Consider the following 19,403-nt stretch of genomic DNA (forward strand, 5'->3'; position numbering starts at 1 on the left):
TTGACTGGGCACGATCTTCGTTAGCGGCATAAGGACGTCCAACATGGTCAAGCGCATTCAGTTTTCCCGCACCGGCGGGCCCGAAGTCCTCGAGTTCATCGAGTTCACGCCCGCCGAACCGGGGCCCGGTGAGGTGCGGGTTCGCCACCAGGCGGTAGGCCTGAACTTCATCGACATCTATTTTCGCACCGGCCTGTATCCGGCCCCTGCGCTGCCTTCCGGGCTAGGGACCGAAGCGGCGGGCGTGGTCGACGCCGTGGGCGAGGGCGTCGAGCATCTGGCGGTCGGCGATCGCGTGGCCTATGCCCAGGGTCCGCTGGGTGCCTATGCCGAGCAGCACGTGCTGCCGGCGGAGAAGGTGGTGGTGCTGCCCGACGGCATCGATGCCGAGACCGCCGCGGCGGCCATGCTCAAGGGACTCACCGTGCAGTACCTGCTGCGCCAGACCTATCCGCTGCAGGGCGGCGAGACAATTCTCTTCCACGCCGCTGCCGGCGGCGTCGGCTCCATCGCCTGTCAGTGGGCCAGGGCGCTTGGCGTCAAGCTGATCGGTACGGTGAGTTCGCCGGAGAAGGCGGCGCTGGCCGAGAAGAACGGCGCCTGGGCGACCATCGACTACACGCGCGAGAACGTCGTCGAACGGGTCCGCGAGCTCACCGGCGGCGCCATGTGCGACGTGGTCTACGACTCGGTGGGCAAGGATACCTGGGAGACCTCGCTGGATTGCCTGAAGAAGCGTGGGCTGATGGTCAGCTTCGGCAATGCCTCGGGTCCGGTGGAGGGCGTCAACATCGGCATCCTCAACCAGAAGGGATCGCTCTACGTGACGCGTCCGAGCCTCAACGGCTATGCGGATACCCGCGAGCGCCTCGAGGAGATGGCCGCCGACCTGTTCGCGATGCTGGAAAGCGGCAAGGTCAGCGTCGATATCAGCCAGCGCTTCCCGCTCGCCGAGGCGGGCAAGGCCCAGGAGGCATTGGCGAGCCGGCGGACCACCGGGTCGACCATCCTGCTGCCCTGATGTCCGTCGTCGCGGCGCGGGCGGGTCACAGCGAGTCGTTGAGCTCGCCGATCAGCCGCTCGCGCCGCTTGAGGGCGGCCAGGCCCTCATCCCCCATCAGGCTTGCCGCCTCGCTCAGCAGCCCTTCGGCCAGCAGCATGAAGGCGCACATGCTGTTGCTGAAGAACAGGCTGTGATTGGGCACCGTGAAGCTGTCGTGGGCGACCCTGGCCAGCGGTGAGCCGGCGGCGTCGGTCAAGGCGATGACGTGGATGCCCTGGCGGGCCGCCACTTCGGCCGTGGCCAGCACGCTGGGGGTGTAGGGAAAGCAGCTCACCACCACCAGCACGTCGCCCTCGTCGAGCTGGGCCAGGGCATCGGCGACCCCGTGACGGATGGGGTCGAGCGGCGCCGCGTCGGGTCGCAGCATGCTCAGCCCGTAGGCCATGAAGGAGGCCAGCGAGGCGAACTGGCGCATGCCGTGGATCCTCACCCGCCTGGCTTCCACCAGCCGCCGTGCGCTGCGCGAGAAGGCCTCACCATCGATGCCCGATATCGTGTCGCTGATATTGGCGCTTTCCTGACGTCCCAGTCGGGCCAGGCGGGCCATGGAATCCCCTTCGGCATCGCTATCCAGCAGGCGGGATACCTGGTCGCTGTAGAAGCTCTTGCCCTCGGTGACCTGGCGCCGGAACACGCCCTGCAGCCCCCCGAAACCGTCGAACCCCAGCCGCTGGGCCAGGCGCGACAGCGTCGAAGGGCTGACGCCGAGGCGCTCCGCCAGATCGCTGATCGACGAGACGGCGGTCTGCTGGGGGGCGGACACCATCGCCGTCAGCACCTGTCTCGAGCGCTTGCCCAATCGCAGCGCGCCGTTGCCCGACTCGATGTCGGTGAGCAGGTGCTCGAGGTCGGCGAGGGTATCCGGTCGGTGGAGCGTGGGGGACGTCATGGCGGGGAACGAGCTCCTGCTGGCGATCGGGGAGGGGCATTGTAGCCCCCGGGAGTCACGGCGTCAGGCCGGCATCGAATCTATTTGCAAATATATTTCCGTTTGAACAAAATAGGAAATGTCTTTGCAAAAAGCCCCATGGGGAGGGCAGCATGAGCCACGTGTTCCATCGTCACCTGAAACAACGCTATCCCACTGCCGTGAGCGGCGAAGGCCCATACTTGATCGACGCCGACGGACGACGCTATCTGGATGCCTGCGGTGGCGCCGCGGTGTCCTGCCTGGGGCACAGCGATGCCGAGGTGGTCGAGGCGATCCGCGAACAGGTGGGGCGTCTGGCCTATGCTCATAGCTCCTTTTTCACCACCGAGCCGATGGAGGCGCTGGCCGACTTTTTGGTCGAGCGCGCCCCGGAGGGCCTGTCGTCGGTCTATTTCGTCTCGGGCGGGTCCGAGGCGGTAGAGGCGGCGCTGAAGCTGGCCCGGCAGTATTTCGTCGAGCGCGGCGAGACCGAACGACGCCACCTGATCGCGCGGCGCCAGAGCTATCACGGCAACACCCTCGGGGCCCTGGCCACCGGTGGCAACGCCTGGCGGCGGCGGCAGTTCGAGCCGCTGCTGGTGGAGGTAACGCATGTCAGCCCCTGCTACGCCTACCGTGGCCAGGCGCCGGGCGAGACCCCGGAGGCCTATGGCGAGCGGCTGGCGCAAGAGCTCGAGGCGGAGATCCAGCGGCTGGGGCCACAGACGGTGATGGCCTTCGTGGCCGAGCCGGTGGTGGGCGCGACGCTGGGTGCGGTGCCTGCCGTGCCGGGCTACTTCAAGCGCGTCCGCGAGATCTGCGACCGCCATGGCATCCTGCTGATCCTCGACGAAGTGATGTGTGGCATGGGCCGCACCGGCAGCCTGTTTGCCGCCGAGCAGGAAGGCGTGTCGCCGGACCTGGTCACCATCGCCAAGGGCCTGGGGGCCGGTTATCAGCCAATCGGCGCGACCCTGGTCAGCGAGCGGATTCGCGCGGCCATTGCCGAGGGCTCGGGCTTCTTCCAGCATGGCCACACCTATATCGGCCATGCCACCGCCTGTGCCGCGGCGCTGGCGGTGCAGCGCACCATCGAGTCTCGCGATTTGCTGTCCCGCGTTCGCACCCTGGGCGAGGGGCTCCAAGGGCGCCTGGAGGATCGTTTCGGCGAGCATCCCCATGTCGGCGATATCCGCGGGCGGGGGCTGTTCCGCGGCCTCGAACTGGTGGCCGACCGCGACGGCAAGACGCCGTTCGCGCCGGAACGCAAGTTGCACGCCGCCATCAAGCGAACGGCCATGGATCACGGCCTGATGTGCTATCCGATGGGCGGCACCATCGACGGTCAGCGCGGCGACCATATCCTGCTGGCGCCGCCGTTCATCCTCGAGGAATCGCATCTGGACGAGATCGTCGACAAGCTCGATGCGACCCTGAAGTCTGTTCTCGGCCATCATTGAAGGAGTTCGCCCGATGTCGATCGAATCCCGTCTATCGCCCCTCGACGAGGCGAATATGGCCCCCGAGCAGCGCCGAGTGCTGGAGGCCATTCTCAGCGGCCCGCGCGGCAACCTGGACGGCCCCTTCCTGGCCTGGATCCACAGCCCGGCACTGGCCGATCACGCCCAGCGCCTGGGCGCCTTCTGCCGCTATGACACGCGTCTCGAACTGCGCCTCACCGAGCTGGCGATCCTGTTCACCGCGGCCTGGTGGCAATCACAGGCGGAGTGGCAGATCCACGCGCCCATCGCTCGTGAAGCCGGCGTCTCCGAGGCGCTGATCGAGTCCCTGCGGGAAGGGCGCGAGCCGGTCTTCGAGCGTGACGACGAGGCGCTGGTGGTGCGCCTGGGCGAGTCGCTCTACACCACTCGGCGCGTCGATGAAGGGCTCTACGGCGAGGCCGTGGCGGCCTTCGGCGAACCGGCAGTGGTCGAGCTGGTGGGCGTCTTCGGCTACTACGCCCTGGTCGCGATGACGCTCAACGTCTTCGAGGTGCGGCGCGGCAGCACCCCGCTGCCGTTTCCCGAGCCGCCGCAGGTGGGGCCCGTGGCCTGAGTCGGGCCAGCCGACCCTCTCGTTGGAGGGAATGGACCACGCGGGCTGGTGCCTGATGCCGCTAGCGACGATGATGAAGGCGTTGATCGTCGCTTTCGCTTCATCACAGGGAGGTGAGCCGTCATGGCCGACAGCACGCAGGTCTTCTTCCTGCTCGGTGCGACCCTGGCAGCCTTCGTCTGGGGCCGCTTCCGCTATGACCTGGTGGCGCTGGCGGCGCTGCTGGCATCGGTGCTGTTGGGGCTGGTCCCTGCCGAGGAGGCCTTTCTCGGCTTTGGCCATCCCGCGGTAATCACCGTTGCCGCGGTACTGGTGCTGAGCCGCGGCTTCGAGCGTTCGGGGTTGGTCGACCTGATCGCCGAGCAGGCGCTGCGCGTCGGCGACCGCTTGATCCTGCAGACCCTGGTGCTCAGCGGCACGGTGCTGGTGCTCTCGGGAGTGATGAACAACGTCGGCGCCCTGGCGCTGATGCTGCCGGTGGCGCTGCGCCTGGCCCGCGAGCATGACAGCCCGCCTTCGCTATTGCTGATGCCGCTGGCCTTCGGCTCGCTGCTCGGCGGGCTGACCACGCTGATCGGCACGCCACCCAATATCATCATCTCGGCCTATCGGCAGTCGCTTGGCGGCGAGGGCTTCGGCATGTTCGCCTTCTTTCCCGTTGGTGCCAGCGTCGCCCTGGCCGGCCTGGCGGTGATCGTGCTGGCCGGCCGCTTTCTGGTGCCACAGCGTGCCGGCAAGGCCTCGCTGGATGCGATGTTCGATACCGCCCACTACCTGGTCGAGCTGCGCGTGCCGGAGGAGAGCAAGGCGGTGGGCTGGTCGCTGCGCGACCTGCTCGAGGCGGTGGAGGAGCCCATCCCGGTGCTGGCGGTGGTGCGCGATGAGGCGCGCTACCCCGGCCATGCCTTTCTCGGCACGCTGCGGGCGGATGACATCCTGCTGGTGGAAGCCGGACCCGACGAGATGACGCTGCTCGAGGACAAGGCGGGGTTGACGGTGGGCCCTGAGCCCACCGAAGAGGACGAGGGAACCGACGCGGAGCCAGCGGCCGAGGAGGACAAGGACAAGCGCAGCGGTGTGGATACCGAGGGCCTGCAGCTGGTCGAGGCCGTGGTGCGCAACGACTCCATGATGTTGCATCGCACCGTCGGCCAGTTGCGCCTGCTCAACCAGTTTGGCCTGCACCTGGTGGCCGTGGCCAGGGATGGCGGACGCCTCAACCAGCGGCTGCGCGACATCAGCTTTCGCGCCGGAGACGTGCTGCTGCTGCAGGGCGGCGAGGGCGATATCGGCGAGAGCCTGGCCACCCTGGGGTGCCTGCCGCTGGCCAGCCGTAACCTGGCGCTGGGCCAGCCGCGCCGGCTGCTGGTGTCGGTGGCCATCTTCGCTGCGGCCATCCTGGCGATGGTGCTGGACTGGCTGCCGGCAGCGGTGGCGCTGAGCGCCGCCGCCCTGGTCTCGCTGCTGGCGGGAGTGCTGACGCTGCGCGAGGCGTATCAGGCGATCGACGGTCCGGTGATCGTGCTGCTCGGCGCCATGATCCCGGTGGGCCAGGCGCTGGAGACCAGCGGCGGGGCTGACCAGATCGCCGAGGGGCTGTTGGCCCTGGGCAGCGACTGGCCGGTGGTGATGACCCTGCTGGCGCTGTTCGCGATCGGCATGCTGCTATCCAACGTGGTCAACAACGCTGCGGCGGCGCTGCTGATGGCGCCCATCGCGGCGAGCCTGGCTCGCGGCTTCGATGCGTCCCCGGATCCGTTCCTGATGGCGGTGGCGATCAGCGCCTCCTGCGCCTTCCTGACGCCCATCGGGCATCAGTCCAACACCCTGGTGATGGGGCCGGGCGGCTATCGCTTCGGAGACTACTGGAAGCTGGGCCTGCCGCTGTCCCTGGCGGTGATGGCGGTGGCGATCCCGATGATTCTGCTGGTGTGGCCGCCTTAGCTCAAGACATCAGGACCACCCGCCTTCCCAGGCGACCGGTCCATCGGGGCCGGGACGCAGCTGCCCGTGGATGCCATGCGGAGTGACTCGGAACAGCACACTGGCCAGGGTATTCTCGGCGTCCGGATCGTCGGCCGCCTGGCGATGGATGGGCAGTTGCGGGTGCTGGCGGTCGCCGAGTAATGTCCAGAGCTCCTCGGGCGTGATCGGGCCCTGTCGTAAGGTCTGCCATTCCTCGAGACGCCGCTGGCGCGCCGCCGAGGAGTCGGTGATGCGCTGCGGCAGGTTGCGGAAGCGCGCGTGCACCAGGTGGTTGGCGTGGACCGCGAGAGGCGTCGCCGGGATCGCCGAGACGCCCTGCCAGGGAGCCTCGACGCTCAGCGGCCGGCGCTGGCCGGTGTCGGCCATCATGAAGTGGAAGCCGCCGGCGCGGCGGGTGCTGTCGAGCAGGTGCAGGGCGTCGGCGGTGTCCGTACAGGCGAGCAGTGCCCGGGCGGTGACCATGCGCGGGATGCCTCGCCGGCTCTCGATCAGCCGCAGGTTGTTGACGGTGTAGGCGAAGCCGGCGGCGTTGGCGCCCAGGGTGTGGCCGGCCAGCGAGCCTGGATAGCAGAAGGCCAGGTAGGCGGGAGCATCGTCTGGCCGGGCCTGGAGCAGGAAGCAGGCGTCGCGAAGCGCCGGGTTGCCGTCCTCGTTGTGGGCCAGCCAGGCTTCGTCGCCCGCGGCGACGGCCACCGAGGTGCAGCCTTCGGGGCCGGTCGGGGAGAGGTCGCCTCGGCAGTTCCACAGCAACACCCGCTCGAGAGGCTGGGCGAGGCCCTCGGCAAGGCCCTGGAGTTCCTCGAAGCAGGCCGGGAACGCGCGGCGGATGCGTTCGCCGACATCGGCCAGCCAGCCATCGTGCAGTGCCGGGGTCAGGCGACGATAGTCGTCGCTTGGCAGGATGCGTTCGGCGAAGGCCTCGCGGCCTTGTTCGCCCATGGCGCGGCCGATGGTATAGGGCCCGCCTGAGATATCGAGATGGTGCATGGAAGAAGACCGAGCGCTGATCGAGAGGTAGCGAGACACCGCACGGCGTCTGCCAGACTGTCCCAGTATCGCATGGTCCATAGTCGGGGCCAGCTTCCGTGTCACGCAGTCCCGAACGACGACGCCCCGACCTCGGGCCGGGGCGTCGTGCGATCATGGTGCATCGGGCGTGGATCAGGCCGGATGGTGGCGCAGCACCTTGCTCTTGTCGGTGACGAAGGCGTCGTATTCGAAGTCGTCGACGGTGAGCATGTCCAGCACCTCGGCCTCGCGCTGGCGCATGAAGGTGGCATCCTCTTCCGATATCAGGCCTTTCTCGAGCGCGGCGTCGACCTGCTGTTCGGGATGCAGGGCCTCGGCCGGGATCTCGCCTTTGGCGTAGGCCTTGCCGACGGTGCGATACAGCGCCTCGGCGCGTTCCTGGGTGGCCAGCAGGGCGTTGTAGCGGGCCAGCGGATTGTCCTGGGGACCGTCGTCCGCGTCCCAGGTGTTGGTCAGCAGGCGATGGCGCAGGGCGCTGTCGCGGGACACCGCTTGGGCGATGGTTCGAGTCAGGTCGTCGTGAGGGCGGGCCCAGCGCCGGCCGCGCGGCATTACCACCACCCGTAGCATCCTGCCCAGGGCGCGATTGGGCAGGTTGTCGAACAGCTCGATGAAGGCTTGCTCGGCACGGCCCAGCAGGAAGCGGGCGGCGTAATGCAGCAGGGTATCCTCATGCTCGACCTTGTCGCCCTCATGCCACTGCTTGAGCAGCATGCTGGCCAGGTAGAGGTTGGAGAGCACGTCGCCGAGGCGGGCGGAGAGCATCTCGCGCTGCTTGAGCTTGGAGCCCAGGCTCGCCATGGCGGCGTCGGCGGTCAGTGCGAAGCCGGCCGACAGCCTTGCGATGTCGCGGGCGTAGGGCGCGGCGACGTCGTCGAAGGGCACGCCCGGCTGGCCGATGCCGAGCCCTTGGGTCAGGGCGCGGGCGGCGTTGCCGAAGATCAGGCCGGCGTGGCCGAAGAAGGCGCTGTCGAAGGCGTTGAGATCGTCGGCGTCCTTGGCGGCCAGCTCCTCCAGCACGTAGGGATGGCAGCGGATCGCGCCTTGGCCGAAGATCATCAGGTTGCGGGTCATGATGTTGGCACCCTCGACGGTGATCGCCACCGGATTGGCGCTGTAGCCGATGCCGAGGTAGTTGCGTGGCCCCAGGGTCACCGCCTTGCCGCCGTGGATGTCCATGGCGTCGGCCAGGATCACGCGCTGGAACTCGGTGAGCTGGCTCTTGAGGATCGCCGAGGGCACCGCCGGCTTCTCGCCCTGATCGATGGTGTTGGCGGTCTGGTAGACCGCGGCCTGGGCGATGTAGCCGAGCGCCGCCATGCGCGCCAGCGGCTCCTGGACGCCTTCCATCTCGGCCACCGGGAGGTTGAACTGGCGGCGGATCCGGGCGAAGCCGCCGGTCCAGCCCAGCGCGTAGCGGGCGGTGCCGGTAGCGCCGGAGGGCAGGGTGATGCAGCGGCCCACCGACAGGCATTCGACCAGCATCCGCCAGCCTTGGCCGATCATTTCCTCACCGCCGATGATGGTGGAGAGCGGCACGAAGACGCGCTCGCCCTTGATCGGGCCGTTGAGGAAGGGGCTGCCGATGGGGTGATGTCGACGGCCGATCTCCAGGCCATCGGTGTCGCGGGGCACCAGCGCCAGGGTGATGCCGCGATCCTCTTCCTCGCCGAGCAGGTGGTCGGGATCGAACAGGCGGAAGGCGAGGCCGACCACGCTGGCAATCGGGGCCAGGGTGATCCAGCGCTTCTCGAAGGTCAGCTCGAGGCCCAGCACCTCCTCGCCGTCGATGTCGCGGCGCACCACCGTACCGACGTCGGGCAGCGAGGTGGCGTCGGAGCCGGCGCGGGGGCCGGTCAGGCCAAAGCAGGGAATCTCGCGGCCGTCGGCCAGCCGCGGCAGATAGTGGTTCTTCTGTTCCTCGGTGCCGTACTTGAGCAGCAGCTCGCCCGGGCCGAGGGAGTTGGGCACGCCCACGGTGACCATCAGCGTCTCGCTGATCGACAGCTTCTGCAGCACCAGCGACTGGGCCTTGGCCGAGAAGCCGAGGCCGCCGTATTCCCGCGGGATGATCATGCCGAAGAAGCGCTCGCGCTTGAGGTAGTCCCACAGTTCCTGGGGCAGGTCGGCGCGTTCGCGGGCGATGTCCCAGGCGTTGCACATGCCGGCGGCCACGCTGCACTGGTGGTCGAGAAAGGCGCGCTCGTCGTCGCTCAGGCCGTCGTCGCCGAAGCCGAGCAGCGTCTGCCAGTTAGGGCGACCGGTGAACAGCTCGCCGTCCCAGGCCACGCTGCCGGCTTCCAGGGCGGTGCGCTCGGTGGCCGAGACCTTGGGCGCGACGCGCTTGAACATGGCGAACAGCCGCGGCGAGAGCCAGCGGCGGCGCAGCAGGGGCAGGCCGCAGACGGCGATGGCCGCGGTGGCGACCAGCAACAGCACGCCGATCACCATGGCGCCGGTGGCCAGGCCGACGAGGCCGAGGACACCGGTCACGCCCAGGGCAGGCAGGGCGCCCGCTTCGCGGCGCATCACGACGAGCAGGCCGGCGACGGCCAGTAGCAGCAGTATCAGGGTCAGCATGGAGAGCTCCGTAGCATTCGAACACTTGTTTGAATGCCTTCAGACTAGCGCATCCGGAGCCTGGCAGCCAATACCTTCTTGGCCCTTGGTCAACGCAAGACGCCCCGCACGGGGCGGGGCGTCTGGCTGTTGCTGGCGCAGCGATCAGGCGGTGCGGCGCTGCGGTTCCCGCTGGGCCGGGGCTCCGTGGGCGACGTAGTAGGGTGCGTCGCTCCTCGGCAGCGGCTCGCGGCCGCGGATCTTGTCGGCCATCTTCTCGGCCAGCATGATCGTCGGCGCGTTGAGGTTGCCGGTAGGGATCACCGGGAACAGCGAGGCGTCGACCACTCGCAGGGCCTCCACGCCGTGGACCCGGCCGGCGCCATCGACCACGGCGTCATCCCCCTCGCCCATGCGGCAGCTGCCGCAGGGGTGGTAGGCGGTCTCGGCGTGCTCGCGGACGAAGGCATCGAGCTCGGCGTCGGTCTTCACGTCCGGCCCCGGGGAGATCTCGCGGCCGCGGTACTCGTCCATGGCCGGCTGCTCGATGATCTCGCGTGTCAGGCGGATGGCGTCGCGGAACTCCTGCCAGTCCTTTTCGGTGGACATGTAGTTGAACAGGATCGAGGGCGCGGCCTCGGGATCGAGAGAGGTCAGGCGTACCCGGCCCTCGCTCTCGGAGCGCATGGAGCCGACGTGGGCCTGGAAGCCGTGGGCCTGCACCGCGCTCTTGCCGTTGTAGCTGATGGCGATGGGCAGGAAGTGGTACTGCAGGTTCGGCCACTCCTCCTCGTCGCGGGTGCGGATGAAGCCGGCGGCCTCGAACTGGTTGCTGGCCCCCACGCCGGTGCCGAACAGCATCCACTCGGCGCCGATCTTCGGCTGGTTGTACCACTTGAGCGCCGGATACAGCGAGATCGGCTTCTTGCACTCGTACTGGATGTACATCTCCAGGTGATCCTGGAGGTGCGCACCGACGTTCTCGTTGACCTGAACCGGCGTGATGCCTAACTCGTCGAGCACGTCCTTCGGACCGATGCCGGAGCGCTGCAGGATCTGCGGCGAGGCGATGGCGCCGGCGCACAGCAGCACCTCGCGACGCGCCTTGACCTCCTGGGACTGGCCGCCGCGCGCGTAGCGAACGCCGGTGGCGCGCTTGCCCTCGAAGGTAATGACGTCGGTGGTGGCGCGGGTCTCGATGGTCAGGTTGGGACGCGGCTTGGCCTGGTCCAGATAGCCTCGGGCCGTGGAGGCGCGGCGACCGTTCGGGGTGACGAAGCGGTCCATGGGGCCGAAGCCTTCCTGCTGATAGCCGTTGACGTCCTCGGTGGCCGGGTAGCCGGCCTGTTGGCCCGCCTCGATGAAGGCGTGATAGAGCGGATTGTTGCCTTCCTTCGGGGTGGTCACGCTGACCGGGCCCTCGCCGCCGTGATAGTCGTTCTCGCCGATGTCGCGGGTCTCGGCTTTCTTGAAGTAGGGCAGGCAGTCGGCGTAGGTCCAGTCCGCCAGGCCGTCGTGCTTGGCCCAATTGTCGTAGTCCAGGGCGTTGCCGCGGATGTAGCACATGCCGTTGATCAGCGAGGAGCCGCCCAGGCCCTTGCCGCGGCCGCACTCCATGCGCCGGCCGTCCATGTGCGGCTCGGGATCGGTCTCGAAGGCCCAGTTGTAGCGCTTGCCCTGCAGCGGATAGGCCAGCGCCGCCGGCATCTGGGTGCGGAAGTCGAAGCGGTGATCCTTGCCGCCGGCTTCGAGCAGCAGCACGCTGACGTCCGGGTCCTCGGTCAGGCGGGTGGCCAGGACGTTGCCGGCCGAACCGGCACCGATGATGACGTAATCGAACTCACGGGACTGGGACATGCAAGCCCTCCTGAAAACGTTGGATTCGAATGCGGCTGTCGTCTTGCCGGATCGTGTATTGGAGCGCTTACTCACGAGCCTGGCTGGACGAGTACGGTGGGAGCGCAATTTATTGCGCGATTGGCGCCGCAGGCGCCCGGTGGTCACCGCTTTCGCGCAGCAAGCCGCGCTCCTACGACAACCTCCTGCATCACTGGCTCCCGACCTGGCATCCTCCTGAGTGGGGGAGTAGGCCGGGAGAGCGCAGGGGAACGATTCAGAACACCGACTCGAAGGCGCCCATCTCGACCTGCACCGACTTGGTCTGGGTGTAGTGGGCCAGGGTCTCGACGCCGTTCTCGCGGCCGACGCCGGACTGCTTGTAGCCGCCCACCGGCATTTCGGCGGGGGACTCGCCCCAGGTGTTGACCCAGCAGATGCCGGCTTCCAGCCGATGGATGACGCGATGGGCGCGGTTCAGCCCCTCGGTGAACACGCCGGCGGCCAGGCCGTAGGCGGTGTCATTGGCGCGGCGGATCACCTCTTCCTCGTCGTCGAAGGCGAGGATCGACATCACCGGGCCGAAGATCTCCTCGCGCACGATGCGCATCTCGTCGCTGCAGTCGGTGAACACCGTGGGCGCGGCCCAGGCGCCCTGCGCCCAGTCGCCCTGGTTCCAGGCCTCGCCGCCGGCCAGCACCCGGGCGCCTTCCTGCTTGCCGATGGCAATGTAGGAGAGCACCTTCTCCTGGTGCTCGAAGCTGACCAGCGGGCCGAAGTTGACCGCCGGATCCATCGGATCGCCGGCCTTGATGCGTGCCACGCGCTCGGCGATCTTGCCCTCGAAGGCCTGCTTGACGGCGCTGGCCACGAACACCCGGGTGCCGTTGGTGCAGATCTGTCCGCTGGAGTAGAAGTTGGCCATCATGGCGGCGTCGGCGGCGCGGTCCAGGTCGGCGTCGTCGAATACGATCAGCGGCGACTTGCCGCCCAGCTCCATGGTCACGTCCTTGAGGCTGGACGCGGCGGAGGCGGACATCACCTTCTTGCCGGTGCCCACTTCGCCGGTGAAGGAGACCTTGTCGATGTCGCCGTGGCCGGTGATCAACTGGCCGACGCGGGCATCGCCGTGGACCACGTTGAACACGCCGTCGGGCAGGCCGGCCTCGGTGAAGATCTCGGCCAGCGCCATGGCGGTCAGTGGGGTGACCTCGCTGGGCTTGAAGACCACGGCGTTGCCGGCGGCCAGCGCCGGGGCGGATTTCCAGCAGGCGATCTGGATCGGGTAGTTCCAGGCGCCGATGCTGCCGATCACGCCCAGCGGCTCGCGGCGGGTATAGACGAAGGAGGAATCGCGCAGCGGGATCTGGCTGCCCTCGATGGCCGGGGCCAGGCCGGCGTAGTACTCGAGCACGTCGGCGCCGGTGACGATGTCGACCTCGCGCGTCTCGCTGATCGGCTTGCCGGTATTGCGGCTCTCCAGCTCGGCGATCTCGTCGTTGCGCTCGCGAAGCAGTGCCACGGCGCGCTGCAATACTCGAGCGCGTTCCATGCCGCTCATCGAGGCCCAGACGCGCTGGCCGCGGCGGGCGGCGGCGACGGCGGCATCCACGTCCGCTTCGCTGGCCTGTTGCACGTCGGCCAGGGTGCTGCCGTCAAAGGGATTGATGACCGCGAAGGTTTCTCCGGAGGTGGCATCCACCCGGCGGCCGTCGATATAGAGGGATTCGGTTGCGTGGGTCATGGGGTCCTCCAGATCAGGACTCGAGGGAAAGAGTCTCGGGATGTCGTATGCCCAGGCCATGTGCCTTGAGCAGCTGTTCCAGATATTCGCGGGCCAGCCGTCGAGCGCGGTCGGTGTCCAGCCCTTCAGGCGTCAGGGCGCCGCGTAGCCACAGGCCATCGATCAGGGCGGCCAGCGCGCGGGCGGCATCGCGAGCCTGCGCCTTGGGCAGCAGGCGCCGGAACTGGTGGCTGAGATTGGCGTACAGCCGTCGATCGTTGACGTTCTGCAGCCGCTCGAGCGCCGGGCGGTGCATGCTGCTGGCCCAGAAGGCCAGCCAGGTCTTGGCCACCGGCCCGGTAACCTGGCTGCGGTCGAAGTTACCGTCGATGATCGCCGCCAGGTGAGCCTCGGGAGCGTCGGTGGTCAGCGCACGGCGGCGTGATGCCACCGCTTCACCCAGATCGTTGAGGATCTGTCGCATCGTCGCTTCCAGCAGGCCGTCCTTGCCGCCGAAGTAGTGGCTGATGATGCCGGCGGACACGCCGGCGTGTCGGGCGATGCGCACCACCGTGGCGTCGGCCAGGCCGACCTCGTCGATGGCCGCCATGGTGGCCTTGATCAGCTGCTGGCGACGGATGGGCTCCATTCCAACCTTGGGCACTTTGCTGACTCCTCTCCCGGGGGTTCGTCTTGCAACCATGCCCTGGAGCATGGTTAAGATAGCCACAGCTTGCCATTTTTTTATTGAACGTTCAATCAATAAAAAGGGCGGCAAGCCGAAATTTCTATCAGACTATACTCATTGTCCAACCCAAGGGAGACACGCGATGAACAAGATGACCATGGGCCTGGCGACCACTGCACTGGCGCTTTCCGCCTCACCGCTGATGGCCGCCGAGGAGGGCTGCCAGCCGGTTCGCTTCGCTGAAGTGGGCTGGACGGACATCACCGCGACGACCGCCCTGACCACCGAGGTGCTCGAGGCACTCGGCTACGAGACCCGGGTCGACACCGTCTCGGTGCCCATCGCCTACTCGGGAATGAAGAATGGCGACTTCGATGTCTTCCTCGGCAACTGGATGCCGTCCATGGCCTCGATCAGCGATCCCTACGTCGAGCAAGGCCAGGTGGATCGCCTCGGCGCCAACCTGGAGGGGGCCAAATACACCCTGGCGGTGCCGCAGTACGTCCATGACGCCGGGGTAACCTCGGTGGCCGACCTGGACGAGCACGCCGAGCAGTTCGATGCCAAGCTGCACGGCATCGAGGCCGGCAACGACGGCAACCAACTGATTCAGGACATGATCGACGATGACGCCTTCGGCCTGGGCGACTGGCAGCTGGTGGACTCCAGTGAGGCCGGCATGCTGGCCGAGCTTCGGGCCCGCGAGCCGGACGAGAAGTGGATGGTATTCCTGGGCTGGGAGCCGCACCCGATGAACACCAACTTCGACATTGCCTACCTGGAAGGCGCCGATGACTATTTCGGCCCCAACCTCGGCGGTGCCACCGTCTATACCAATACCCGCGCCGGCTACGCCGATGCCTGCCCCAACGTGGGAGCGCTGCTGAACAACCTCTCCTTCACCCTGGAGATGGAAAATCAGCTGATGGGCGAGATCATGGACGAGGGGACCGACCCGCGTGAGGCCGCGCGCGGCTATCTGCAGGCCCATCCCCAGGTGCTCGACGGCTGGCTCGACGGCGTGACCACCGCCGATGGCGAGCCGGGTCTGCCGGCGGTCAAGCAGGCGCTGTCTCTCTGACAGATGGGGGCGGACGGCGGACTTGCCTTGGGGCGAGCCGCCGTGCATAATTCTCCCCCGTTGCCGAGGCCTCGGTCTTCGCAGCGCAGAAAATGGCTACGTAGCTCAGTTGGTTAGAGCACATCACTCATAATGATGGGGTCCCCTGTTCGAGTCAGGGCGTAGCCACCAGGACAGCATGAGACGCCCGTCCGGCCCAGTGCCTGGCGGGCGTCTTGCTTTCCGAGGGACGGGATCTGGCTCTTGACGTTTACAAGCGGATCCGTATACTACGCCCCGTGCTCGAGGCCATTCCCCGATAGCTCAGTTGGTAGAGCAAATGACTGTTAATCATTGGGTCGCAGGTTCGAGTCCTGCTCGGGGAGCCAGCTTCGTCCCAGAGCAACGAGCACCAAGGTAGTACAAGCTGAAGGTCATTCCCCGATAGCTCAGTTGGTAGAGCAAATGACTGTTAATCATTGGGTCACAGGTTCGAGTCCTGTTCGGGGAGCCAGCTTGCCTTTTCAGCCCGCCAGGGCTTGCAGTTCAGCCCTCTTGGGCGCGCATGAACGTTCCCCGATAGCTCAGTTGGTAGAGCAAATGACTGTTAATCATTGGGTCACAGGTTCGAGTCCTGTTCGGGGAGCCAATGCCTTTCTCTCGCTTCCTGCGCTGATCTTCTGCGCTTCTTTCTGATTCCACCCCGCTCGTCATGATCTCTCCGGCGTCTTGCCGGCTGTCGTCGTGCCTGTCTGCCCGGTTCGTGTGGTGCGTGTCGGCTCTTTTCGTATGAATAGGTGCATTGAAACGACGACGCCGGGCGCATGGCCCGGCGTCGTGTGTTGGCAGGAGAGGGGTCAATCGTCGTAGTCGGCGAGCCGCAGGCCATGATCCAGTCGAGCGTAGTCGAGCAGGATCTCGGCGCTTTCCACGACCTGGGCCCGATCGATGGGCTGGGCTTCCTCGGTATCCTCGTCACGGGCGTCGGCCCAATCCTCCAGCGGCGTCAGGCCGAGCGCTTCTCGCCGCTGGTTCTCCAGGGCCAGCTGTTCGGCTTCCTGTGCCTCGGCCTCGCGCTGGCGCTGCTCGCGATTGAGGCTGACGCTGGTGTGCTGTTCGCGCAGCCGGTCGGCGAGCTTGGCCTCCCGCTCCAGGTAGCGGAAGTCGGGATGGTCATCGGCGCGTCGACGGTGGCGCTCGCGCAGCGTTTCCAGATAGCGCTCCGGCTGGCCATAGCGACGATACTGCACCTGACGCACCCGATCCCAGGCCAGGGCGTTGTCGAGACTGCTTTCGCCGATGGTTTCCGGGTCTACCAGGCTCGGGAAGAGAATGTCGGGGGTGACGCCGCGGTGCTGGGTACTCTCGCCGGAGATGCGATAGAACTTGGCGCGGGTCAGCTTGAGCTGGCCGTGGCTGAGTTCGTCCAGGGTTTGCACCGTGCCCTTGCCGAAGGTGTCGCTGCCGACGACCAGGCCGCGGCCATAGTCCTGGATGGCGCCGGCAAAGATCTCCGAGGCAGAGGCCGACAGGCGGTTGACCAGCACGGCCAGCGGGCCGTCGTAGAGCGTGCCGCTGTCGGTGTCGCCGTACAGGCTGATGCGTCCCTGGGCGTCGCGTACCTGGACGGTCGGGCCGCGGTCGATGAACAGGCCGATCATCGAGTTGGCTTCCTGCAGGGCGCCGCCGCCGTTGTCGCGCAGGTCTAGCACGATACCCTCCACGTGCTGGGCCTTGAGGCTCTCGATCTCCTTGGCCACGTCGCGAGTGGTGCTGCGGTAGTCGGGCTCGCCGGCCTGCCAGGCGTCGAAGTCGACGTAGAAGGTCGGTACATCGATGACCCCGAGGCGATGCACGCCGTCGTCGCGGTCGACCTCGATGACTTCGCTGTGGGCGGCCTGATCCTCCAGTTTGACGGTGTCGCGGGTGATCTCGATGACCTTGGAACGAGTGGTATCGACGGCTTGGGCGGGCACGATATCGAGGCGTACCACCGAGCCCTTGGGGCCTCGGATCATGTCGACCACGTCGTCCAGCCGCATGCCGACCACGTTGACCATCTCCTCGTCTTCCTGGCCGACGCCCACGATGCGGTCGGCGGGCTTGAGGGCCCCGGCCTTCTCGGCGGGGCCGCCGGGTACCAGGCTGGCCACCTTGACGTATTCGCCGTCGGCCTGGAGCAGGGCGCCGATGCCCTCGAGGGAGAGCTTCATCTGGATGTCGAAGGACTCGCTCTGGCGCGGAGAGAGATATTCGCTGTGGGGGTCGATGCTGCCGGTGACGGCGGCCATGACCAGGCCGAAGACGTCCTCGGCGTTGGTCTGATGCAGGCGCGTCAGCTGGTTCTCGTAGCGCTGGCGCAGGGTGTCCTCGATCTCCTCGGGAGACTGATCGCTGATCGACAGCGTCAGCGCGGCGTTCTCCAGGCGCTTGGTCCAGAGTTCGTCCAGCGCCGACTCGCGCTGCGGCCAGGCAACGTCCTCGCGATCGAGCGCCATGCGCTGGTTGCCGTCGAAGCGAAAGTCGAGGCCGTCATCGAGGCGGTCGAGCAGCCATTCGAGGCGGGCCTCGGCGCGCTCCTGATAGCGCTGGTACAGGGCGTAGGGACGTGCCAGCTCGCCATCCAGGATGGCATCGTCCAGGGTGGTGGACAGGTCCTGGAAGGCGTCAACGTCGCGCTTCAGCAGGTAGGCTCGCTGGCCATCGAGCAGGTCCAGGTAGCGTTCGAATGCCTTCTGCGACCAGTCGTCGTCGAGGCTTACGTCCGCGTAGTGGCCATAGCGCAGCGATTCGGCCACTTCCACGGCGGCCTGGCGCTGGGCGTCGGTGGCGGCAATTGCCGCCTGGGCCGGGCCGGTGCCCAGCAGCAGGGCCAGGGCCGCGGTACGACCCAGGGTCACAAACAGGCTCATCGATGAAGCACTCCCGGATTCATGTACACTCTAGCGTCCAGACCGTGATTTGGCTCACGAGTTGCAAAGACAGAACCGCCATTGTAGCAGCTCGGTCGAGTTCCCATGACCCCAAGATGCGACACCGAGAGGAGTTTCATGTCTGAGGATGCCACGCTCGAGCGATTGCTCGAGTTCCTGCGCCGTTCGCCCACTCCCTGGCATGCCACGGCCCGCATGGCCGATCGCCTCGAGGCAGCCGGCTTCCGTCGTCTCGACGAGACCCAGGCCTGGCAGCTGGCACCGGGCGAGCGGGTCTACGTCACGCGCAACGATTCCTCGATCATTGCCCTGCAGCTGCCCCGCGAGCCGCTGTCGGCGCTGCGCATGATCGGTGCTCATACCGACAGTCCCGGGCTGCGCCTCAAGCCCCATGCCCCTCAGACTGCTGCCGGCTGGCTGCAGCTCGGCGTCGAGGTCTACGGCGGTGCGCTGCTGGCGCCCTGGTACGATCGCGACCTGGGGCTCGCCGGTCGCCTCCATGTGCGTCATCCCGATGGGCGGCTGGAGGGCGTGTTGCTCAACGTCGACCGCGCCGTGGCGATCATTCCCAGCCTGGCGATTCACCTCGATCGTGAGGCCAACAGCGGTCGGGCGATCAACGCCCAGACCCAGATGGCGCCGGTCTTCCTGCAGGGCGGCGAGTCGGCCGACCTGGACCGGCTGCTACGGACCTGGCTTGCGGCCGAGCATGGCCTCGGCGACGTCGAGATCGTCGACTTCGAGCTGGGCTTCCATGACATGCAGCCGCCGGCCCGGGTCGGCGTGGAAGGCGAGCTGATCGCCTCGGCGCGGCTCGACAACCTGCTGTCGTGCTTCATCGGCCTCGAGGCGCTGCTGGCGAGCGACGGCACCCAGGGCGCGGTGCTGGTCGCCAACGATCATGAGGAAGTGGGCAGTGCCAGCGCCTGTGGCGCCCAGGGGCCCTTCCTGGGCGACGTGCTGCGCCGGGTCAACGCCCAGTTGGGCGAAGCCACTGAAGAGGGCTATATCCGCCTGATCCAGGCCTCCAGGATGATCTCCTGCGACAACGCCCACGCCCTGCACCCGAATTTTAGGGACAAGCACGACGACGCTCATGGCCCGGCGCTCAACGAAGGGCCGGTGATCAAGGTCAATGCCAACCAGCGTTACGCCACCAACAGTGCCACCGCGGCCCTGTTCAAGACGCTGTGTCGGGAGGCCGAAGTGCCGGTGCAGACCTTCGTGACCCGCGCTGACATGGGCTGTGGCAGCACCATTGGGCCGATCACCGCCACCGAGCTCGGCGTGCCGACCCTGGACGTGGGGGTGCCGCAGTGGGCGATGCACTCGATCCGCGAGACCGCGGGTGCCAAGGACGTGGCGCACCTGACCCGAGTGCTCACCGCCTTCGTCGATCGCCGCGAACTGCCCTGAGGTCAGGGGCGAGCAACGAGCTACGGGCGGCGAGCTACCAGATAGCCTGGCTGCCCGAAGCCCGAAGCCCGAAGCCCGAAGCCCGAAGCCCGAAGCCCGAAGCCCGAAGCCCGAAGCCCGAAGCCCGAAGCCCGAAGCCCGAAGC

The 19,403-nt window shown here is 67.3% G+C and carries 13 protein-coding genes and 4 tRNA genes; 10 read left to right on the plus strand and 7 right to left on the minus strand.

All coding sequences use genetic code 11. The annotated features are described in order from the left end of the window. Nucleotides 1–43: 43 nt before the first annotated feature. Nucleotides 44–1,021, plus strand: a complete 978-nt coding sequence (locus tag FHR96_RS16525) for an NADPH:quinone reductase (RefSeq protein ID WP_183388827.1) — start codon at nt 44–46, stop codon at nt 1,019–1,021. Nucleotides 1,022–1,046: 25 nt separating this feature from the next. Here the strand turns inward: FHR96_RS16525 and FHR96_RS16530 are convergent, their stop codons facing one another. After that, nucleotides 1,047–1,952, minus strand: a complete 906-nt coding sequence (locus FHR96_RS16530; protein WP_183388828.1) for a MurR/RpiR family transcriptional regulator — start codon at nt 1,950–1,952, stop codon at nt 1,047–1,049. 152 nt (nt 1,953–2,104) lie between these two features. Here FHR96_RS16530 and FHR96_RS16535 point away from each other — a divergent pair, with 152 nt between their 5' ends. The 3 genes from FHR96_RS16535 to FHR96_RS16545 all read left to right on the plus strand — a co-directional run bounded on the left by FHR96_RS16535 (nt 2,105) and on the right by FHR96_RS16545 (nt 5,972). Next, nucleotides 2,105–3,433, plus strand: coding sequence for an aspartate aminotransferase family protein (locus FHR96_RS16535; RefSeq protein ID WP_183388829.1), 1,329 nt, complete (start codon nt 2,105–2,107; stop codon nt 3,431–3,433). A 13-nt stretch (nt 3,434–3,446) separates the two neighbouring features. After that, nucleotides 3,447–4,028 (plus strand): carboxymuconolactone decarboxylase family protein, encoded by a 582-nt coding sequence (locus FHR96_RS16540; RefSeq protein WP_183388830.1) that lies wholly within the window; start codon nt 3,447–3,449, stop codon nt 4,026–4,028. 123 nt (nt 4,029–4,151) lie between these two features. Next, nucleotides 4,152–5,972, plus strand: a complete 1,821-nt coding sequence (locus FHR96_RS16545; RefSeq protein ID WP_183388831.1) for an SLC13 family permease — start codon at nt 4,152–4,154, stop codon at nt 5,970–5,972. A gap of 9 nt (nt 5,973–5,981) precedes the next feature. Here FHR96_RS16545 and FHR96_RS16550 read toward each other — a convergent pair whose 3' ends face one another. From FHR96_RS16550 to betI, 5 genes are all read right to left on the minus strand, one after another. Continuing rightward, nucleotides 5,982–7,001 (minus strand): C45 family autoproteolytic acyltransferase/hydrolase, encoded by a 1,020-nt coding sequence (locus FHR96_RS16550; protein WP_183388832.1) that lies wholly within the window; start codon nt 6,999–7,001, stop codon nt 5,982–5,984. A gap of 174 nt (nt 7,002–7,175) precedes the next feature. Then, entirely contained in the window at nt 7,176–9,623 is a 2,448-nt protein-coding gene (locus FHR96_RS16555) for an acyl-CoA dehydrogenase (protein ID WP_183388833.1), read from the minus strand. A 144-nt stretch (nt 9,624–9,767) separates the two neighbouring features. Continuing rightward, the gene (gene betA, locus FHR96_RS16560) at nt 9,768–11,459 is read right to left on the minus strand and encodes a choline dehydrogenase (RefSeq protein ID WP_183388834.1); all 1,692 of its coding nucleotides are present in this window, start codon (nt 11,457–11,459) and stop codon (nt 9,768–9,770) included. Nucleotides 11,460–11,715: 256 nt separating this feature from the next. Continuing rightward, on the minus strand, nt 11,716–13,182 hold the full coding sequence (gene betB, locus FHR96_RS16565; protein ID WP_183388835.1) for a betaine-aldehyde dehydrogenase: 1,467 nt from the start codon (nt 13,180–13,182) through the stop codon (nt 11,716–11,718). 13 nt (nt 13,183–13,195) lie between these two features. After that, nucleotides 13,196–13,825 carry a transcriptional regulator BetI gene (betI, locus tag FHR96_RS16570; protein WP_183388836.1) on the minus strand — a complete coding sequence of 210 codons (630 nt, stop codon included), beginning with the start codon at nt 13,823–13,825 and terminating at the stop codon, nt 13,196–13,198. A gap of 166 nt (nt 13,826–13,991) precedes the next feature. Here betI and FHR96_RS16575 point away from each other — a divergent pair, with 166 nt between their 5' ends. From FHR96_RS16575 to FHR96_RS16595, 5 genes are all read left to right on the plus strand, one after another. Continuing rightward, complete coding sequence (locus FHR96_RS16575; RefSeq protein ID WP_183388837.1) at nt 13,992–14,930, plus strand: choline ABC transporter substrate-binding protein; 939 nt, start codon at nt 13,992–13,994, stop codon at nt 14,928–14,930. Between the two features lie 94 nt (nt 14,931–15,024). Then, nucleotides 15,025–15,101 (plus strand) — tRNA-Met (locus tag FHR96_RS16580). 121 nt (nt 15,102–15,222) lie between these two features. After that, nucleotides 15,223–15,298, plus strand: a tRNA-Asn gene (locus FHR96_RS16585). A gap of 49 nt (nt 15,299–15,347) precedes the next feature. Beyond that, nucleotides 15,348–15,423, plus strand: a tRNA-Asn gene (locus FHR96_RS16590). Between the two features lie 59 nt (nt 15,424–15,482). Then, a tRNA-Asn gene (locus FHR96_RS16595) sits at nt 15,483–15,558 on the plus strand. A 208-nt stretch (nt 15,559–15,766) separates the two neighbouring features. On the opposite strand, the gene FHR96_RS16600 is transcribed toward FHR96_RS16595, so the two are convergent. Continuing rightward, nucleotides 15,767–17,821 (minus strand): carboxy terminal-processing peptidase, encoded by a 2,055-nt coding sequence (locus FHR96_RS16600; RefSeq protein ID WP_183388838.1) that lies wholly within the window; start codon nt 17,819–17,821, stop codon nt 15,767–15,769. A gap of 138 nt (nt 17,822–17,959) precedes the next feature. Here FHR96_RS16600 and FHR96_RS16605 point away from each other — a divergent pair, with 138 nt between their 5' ends. After that, nucleotides 17,960–19,258: a M18 family aminopeptidase gene (locus FHR96_RS16605; RefSeq protein WP_183388839.1), complete on the plus strand. Its 1,299-nt coding sequence runs from the start codon at nt 17,960–17,962 to the stop codon at nt 19,256–19,258. Nucleotides 19,259–19,403 lie beyond the last annotated feature (145 nt).

Source organism: Halomonas organivorans (assembly GCF_014192055.1).
Lineage (GTDB): Bacteria > Pseudomonadota > Gammaproteobacteria > Pseudomonadales > Halomonadaceae > Halomonas > Halomonas organivorans.

Coding starts and splice junctions, on each gene's coding strand:
- FHR96_RS16605 (WP_183388839.1), top strand. CDS start 17,960: ATGTCTGAGGATGCCACGCTCGAGCGATTGCTCGAGTTCCTGCGCCGT.
- FHR96_RS16525 (WP_183388827.1), top strand. CDS start 44: ATGGTCAAGCGCATTCAGTTTTCCCGCACCGGCGGGCCCGAAGTCCTC.
- FHR96_RS16555 (WP_183388833.1), bottom strand. CDS start 9,623: ATGCTGACCCTGATACTGCTGCTACTGGCCGTCGCCGGCCTGCTCGTC.
- FHR96_RS16535 (WP_183388829.1), top strand. CDS start 2,105: ATGAGCCACGTGTTCCATCGTCACCTGAAACAACGCTATCCCACTGCC.
- FHR96_RS16575 (WP_183388837.1), top strand. CDS start 13,992: ATGAACAAGATGACCATGGGCCTGGCGACCACTGCACTGGCGCTTTCC.
- FHR96_RS16600 (WP_183388838.1), bottom strand. CDS start 17,821: ATGAGCCTGTTTGTGACCCTGGGTCGTACCGCGGCCCTGGCCCTGCTG.
- FHR96_RS16530 (WP_183388828.1), bottom strand. CDS start 1,952: ATGACGTCCCCCACGCTCCACCGACCGGATACCCTCGCCGACCTCGAG.
- FHR96_RS16545 (WP_183388831.1), top strand. CDS start 4,152: ATGGCCGACAGCACGCAGGTCTTCTTCCTGCTCGGTGCGACCCTGGCA.
- betA (WP_183388834.1), bottom strand. CDS start 11,459: ATGTCCCAGTCCCGTGAGTTCGATTACGTCATCATCGGTGCCGGTTCG.
- FHR96_RS16550 (WP_183388832.1), bottom strand. CDS start 7,001: ATGCACCATCTCGATATCTCAGGCGGGCCCTATACCATCGGCCGCGCC.
- FHR96_RS16540 (WP_183388830.1), top strand. CDS start 3,447: ATGTCGATCGAATCCCGTCTATCGCCCCTCGACGAGGCGAATATGGCC.
- betB (WP_183388835.1), bottom strand. CDS start 13,182: ATGACCCACGCAACCGAATCCCTCTATATCGACGGCCGCCGGGTGGAT.